The sequence below is a fragment of the Dapis hubbardiae BLCC-M172 genome, from assembly GCF_050016015.1.
In the GTDB taxonomy this organism is placed as follows: domain Bacteria; phylum Cyanobacteriota; class Cyanobacteriia; order Cyanobacteriales; family Microcoleaceae; genus Trichodesmium.
Genome location: NZ_JBNHEQ010000048.1, coordinates 1 through 4,607, shown reverse-complemented (window position 1 = coordinate 4,607; position 4,607 = coordinate 1). Strand labels below are relative to the sequence as shown.

Genomic DNA, 4,607 nt, shown 5'->3' with positions numbered 1-4,607 from the left:
CCAAACCTACTAACTAACAACTACATATCCGAAAAATACCAGAGTTTAATGTTGGGTTTCACTGAAAAATAAACAACTATCTATCTAGAAAATACCAGAGTTTAATGTTGGGTTTCACTATCGCTCAACCAAACCTACTAACTAACAACTACATATCCGAAAAATACCAGAGTTTAATGTTGGATTTCAATGAAAACTCAACAACTATCTATCTATAAAATACCAGAGTTTAATGTTGGGTTTCACTATCGCTCAACCAAACCTACGAACTGAATACCTAATAACTGATAACTGATAACTGATAACTGAAAAAAATGGGTACTACTTACATAACTTGCGAAGATGCTTTTATTGGCAAAAATGATGAACGTTTAGTCGTCAAAGCTGATAAACAAAAACTTTTAGATATTCCATTAATTAAAGTAGATGGAGTTGTAGTTTTGGGTCGAGCAACTGTCTCTCCCCAAGTGGTAATGGAATTATTATCCCGACAACTTCCTTTGTCTTTCCTAACAAAAAATGGCAAATATTTAGGCAGACTTGAACCAGAGATGACTAAAAATATTTTCGTTCGTTCTGCTCAATGGAAAGCTGCTGGAAAATCTGAACAAGCTGTTCATGTTGTTAAAGGTTTTGTTCGGGGAAAATTGAAGAATTATCGGAATATTTTATTGCGTCGCCAACGGGAATCTACCGAATTAGATTTCGAGCTACCTTTGAAAAAATTGGATGGAGCGATCGCCCCAATTAATTCTACTAATAATATAGATTCCTTGCGCGGATTAGAAGGTGCTGGAAGTGCAGCTTATTTTAGCTGTTTTAATCAGTTAATTAAAGGGTCAGATTTTACCCTTGAAGCACGGCGACGTCGCCCTCCTACAGACCCAGTTAATTCCTTATTAAGTTTGGGTTATGCTTTGTTGCGCCATGATGTACAAAGTGCCGTAAATATTGTTGGTTTCGATCCTTATTTGGGTTATTTACATTATGAACGTTATGGTCGTCCTTCCTTAGCTTTAGATTTGATGGAAGAGTTTCGTCCGTTGGTGATAGATACCGTAGTTTTTTCTGCTGTAAATAAAGGTACTTTAACTGCCGAAGATTTTACAACTGAACCTATAAGTGGAGCAGTTTCTTTAACCAAAGAAGGGTTAAAAAAATTCCTAACTTTGTATGAGAAAAGGAAACAATTTAAGTTTAAACATCCAGCCATGCAACGTCAATATACTTATCAAGAATCTTTTGAAGTTCAGGCGCGGTTATTGGCTAAATATTTGATGGGAGAAACTGAACAATATCCACCTTTAATTATGCGTTAGATTTTGGAATTTTTTGACTCCAGTTTTGGTCATAAAAACTGGGGTTTTATTGTTGATTTTGAGGAGGTAATCTTTATGTATGTAGTTATTTGTTATGATATTTCTGATGATAAACGTCGGACAAAAATTCATAATATTTTAAAGTCTTATGGTCAGTGGATGCAGTATAGTATATTTGAGTGTGATTTAACTCAGACTCAATATGCTAAATTACGGGGTCGTTTGGCTAAATTATTGAAAGGCCAGGAAGATAATATTCGTTTTTATTTTTTGTGCCAATGTTGTCAGGGCAAAGTAGAACGGATTGGTGGGCCAGAAGTTAGGGATGATACTATGTTTTTTGTTTAGAAATTAGAGGGGCAAATGCGACGATCAGTAGCTGTAGAAATTGGGAGGGAGAAAATAATGGCTGAAATTATGTCTGGGAAAGGGTTTGATTTGTGTAGAGGCTTTGAGGCGATCGTCGCAATTTCTCTGTTCCTTGCCTGGTTGGGGTTTGGGAAAAATATTTTTTTTAGACTCTTGCAAATTTTTTGGGGGTTATGCTATTGTTTAGTAGGTCGTCGAAATCGAACCTTGAAAACTAAATATGGTAAGGGTTCTAAAATCCTGCGGTTTAAACAACAACTAATCCCTATTAGGGATTGAAACTAATACTTATTTTTAGCCCAAGCATCAATCTCTTTGTTTAAACAACAACTAATCCCTATTAGGGATTGAAACAAGTTCTTATCCTGATAGAACCAAAGCAGAGAAAGTTTAAACAACAACTAATCCCTATTAGGGATTGAAACTCTCACCAAGCACCATCAGTTATCGTTCCACTGAAAATATGTTTAAACAACAACTAATCCCTATTAGGGATTGAAACTACCAATAAATACCCTGGATGAGGTTCAGTTGTGTACTTGGTTTAAACAACAACTAATCCCTATTAGGGATTGAAACATAGGCAAAAGCATTTTTTCTTTGGGCTTTAGATGTTTAAACAACAACTAATCCCTATTAGGGATTGAAACTAGATAGGAAAAAGAGCAAATCACACTAATACCCATATTGTTTAAACAACAACTAATCCCTATTAGGGATTGAAACTGGCGAGGCTGAATCTGAGATGGCATTACGAAAAGTTTAAACAACAACTAATCCCTATTAGGGATTGAAACACCATTCTTTTAGAAAGTATTTTGGCAAGCTTTTGAGTTTAAACAACAACTAATCCCTATTAGGGATTGAAACAATAATAAAGAGGCTCAAGCGATCGCCTCCAAGATAACAGTTTAAACAACAACTAATCCCTATTAGGGATTGAAACCAATCTGGCGACGAGTTGCTATCGTGCCTGGGATATTGTTTAAACAACAACTAATCCCTATTAGGGATTGAAACTTTAATTTATTGTATGTATTGTTGTCTGTTATTTTTGTTTAAACAACTAATAATCCCTATTAGGGATTGAAACAGAAACAACAGTAGAGAGACAACCATAATCTGTAGGGGCGATTTCCTACGGAATGCTCCGCAAACGCGAATCGCCCGTACAATATCTACAAAATCCCTTTCAGCAATTGAAACTATTAACTTTCAAACCAAATTCTTTACACTTTCAATAGCACTTTCTGGAGTATCCACAACAAAAACTGTTTCAGGAGACAAAGCAACAAAAAAAGCCTGACTTTCCAAACTACTACCCAACAAAATAACCCTTTTATTATTCTTAATTGCCAAAGCAACCTCCGAAGCAGTACCCGCTCCCATCCCACAAGCAATCACAACATCACTAGAAAGCACATTAATATTATTCCGACTATTGCCCATATCAGTAACAATCGGAATATCCACCGCCTCAGAAATACCATCAAGATTATTTCCAGGCAAAATACCAATAGTCAAACCATTAACAGACTTAGCACCCCGACTCCCAGCATCCATCACCCCCATATTCCGCCCACCCGTCAATAAAACCCAAGATTTTTCAGCAATTAATTGACCGAGTTTATAGGCATTTTTCAGATCTGTCGAAGTAGCGCCACTACCAGCACCCATCACACCGATGATGATTTTTTTCATTTTATAGATAATTAGTTAGTTTTGTAGGGGCGGGTTTCCCTTTAAAATTATGGATTTTCAGCCTAAATTAAGATAAACCCGCCCCCCAACAATGATATTACAGTCGAGTAATGGTGTAATAGTAGGGGCGGGTTTAACCTAGAATTTTAATGCTTACTCTAAGATTTATATAAACCCGCCCTAATGCACTATTGGGGGCGGGTTTATCTAATCAAATGTGAAAGCTCATTAATTTAATGGATCAACCCGCCCCTACTATTCAACTATTTTGTTATTCCCTGTTATATCAATTAGTTAACCCATGTTCTAAAGCATACCGAACCAATTCCGTTCGACTATTGGTGCCAGTTTTCGTAAATAATCTACTTACATACTTTTCCACATTTCTAACGCTGGTATTTAGATCCCTAGCAATTTCCTTATTCATTAAGCCTCTAGCTACCAAGTCTAAAACACTCTGTTCCCTGGGAGTCAAATCTATTTTTATGGGCGAGGGAGTTTGAGCGATCGCGTTCTTTCCCATCAACATTGCTTTTATTTCGGCAATTTGACTTGCCAAAGCAGCAATATCGGGAGTATTTTCCCCTTCATTAGTTGTTTGTACAGATGTTCGACGCTCCAACAAATTTTCCACAATAGCTACCAACTCTTCTGGGTCAAAAGGTTTAGAAAGATAAGCATCACAACCAGCTTGATAACCCTGAATGCGGTCTGTAGTCATTCCTTTAGCAGTCAAAAATACCACAGGTAAAGCTTTAAACCTTGGTTCTTCCCGTAATTTTTGCAGAAATTGATAACCATCTACTTGAGGCATCATAATATCTGTAATTACCAAGTCAGGTAAATGTGATTGTAGAATATCCCATCCCTCATTAGCATTACTAGCAACATCTACATGGAAACCACTATCTTCTAAATAAGCTTGTACGGCTTCCCGTAATCCTGGTTCATCATCTACTAATAATATTTTTCCTGACATTTGTAATTTTTCCTCTGGCTGATTTTTGGCTTGAATCATTTGATAAATATAGATTTTTCTTACTTTAATGCTTTTTTCTAATTTAGCTAATTTTCATTATCAGCGGAGCGAAAATAATGTATTGTTAACAACACTTGATAAAAAGTTATTTTTGTGGTATTTATAAACTTTTATACCATATTTGAAAAAAGAATCAGGACTTACCCAGAGATACTATATATAGAGTCAAAAAACGATAA

4 protein-coding genes and 1 CRISPR repeat array are annotated in these 4,607 nt (G+C 36.0%); of the genes, 2 read left to right on the top strand and 2 right to left on the bottom strand.

Annotated features, from left to right (window positions below; all coding sequences use genetic code 11):
- Positions 1-314: 314 nt before the first annotated feature.
- Both cas1d and cas2 read left to right on the top strand, forming a co-directional pair.
- Positions 315-1,319 (top strand): type I-D CRISPR-associated endonuclease Cas1d, encoded by a 1,005-nt coding sequence (gene cas1d / locus ACP6PK_RS04955; protein ID WP_426558283.1) that lies wholly within the window; start codon positions 315-317, stop codon positions 1,317-1,319.
- Positions 1,320-1,394: 75 nt separating this feature from the next.
- Entirely contained in the window at positions 1,395-1,667 is a 273-nt protein-coding gene (gene cas2, locus ACP6PK_RS04950) for a CRISPR-associated endonuclease Cas2 (protein WP_094674379.1), read from the top strand.
- 266 nt (positions 1,668-1,933) lie between these two features.
- A CRISPR array of direct repeats spans positions 1,934-2,781; the repeat unit is 37 nt; unit sequence GTTTAAACAACAACTAATCCCTATTAGGGATTGAAAC.
- 122 nt (positions 2,782-2,903) lie between these two features.
- Here the strand turns inward: cas2 and ACP6PK_RS04945 are convergent.
- Together ACP6PK_RS04945 and ACP6PK_RS04940 are read right to left on the bottom strand one after the other, a co-directional pair.
- Positions 2,904-3,389, bottom strand: coding sequence for an SLOG cluster 4 domain-containing protein (locus ACP6PK_RS04945; protein WP_426558281.1), 486 nt, complete (start codon positions 3,387-3,389; stop codon positions 2,904-2,906).
- A gap of 286 nt (positions 3,390-3,675) precedes the next feature.
- Positions 3,676-4,368 carry a response regulator transcription factor gene (locus tag ACP6PK_RS04940; RefSeq protein WP_426558291.1) on the bottom strand — a complete coding sequence of 231 codons (693 nt, stop codon included), beginning with the start codon at positions 4,366-4,368 and terminating at the stop codon, positions 3,676-3,678.
- Positions 4,369-4,607: the final 239 nt, after the last annotated feature.

Bases quoted from the DNA above. Each gene is read 5' to 3' on its own strand.
- ACP6PK_RS04940 (WP_426558291.1), bottom strand. From the start codon at position 4,368: ATGTCAGGAAAAATATTATTAGTAGATGATGAACCAGGATTACGGGAA.
- ACP6PK_RS04945 (WP_426558281.1), bottom strand. From the start codon at position 3,389: ATGAAAAAAATCATCATCGGTGTGATGGGTGCTGGTAGTGGCGCTACT.
- cas2 (WP_094674379.1), top strand. From the start codon at position 1,395: ATGTATGTAGTTATTTGTTATGATATTTCTGATGATAAACGTCGGACA.
- cas1d (WP_426558283.1), top strand. From the start codon at position 315: ATGGGTACTACTTACATAACTTGCGAAGATGCTTTTATTGGCAAAAAT.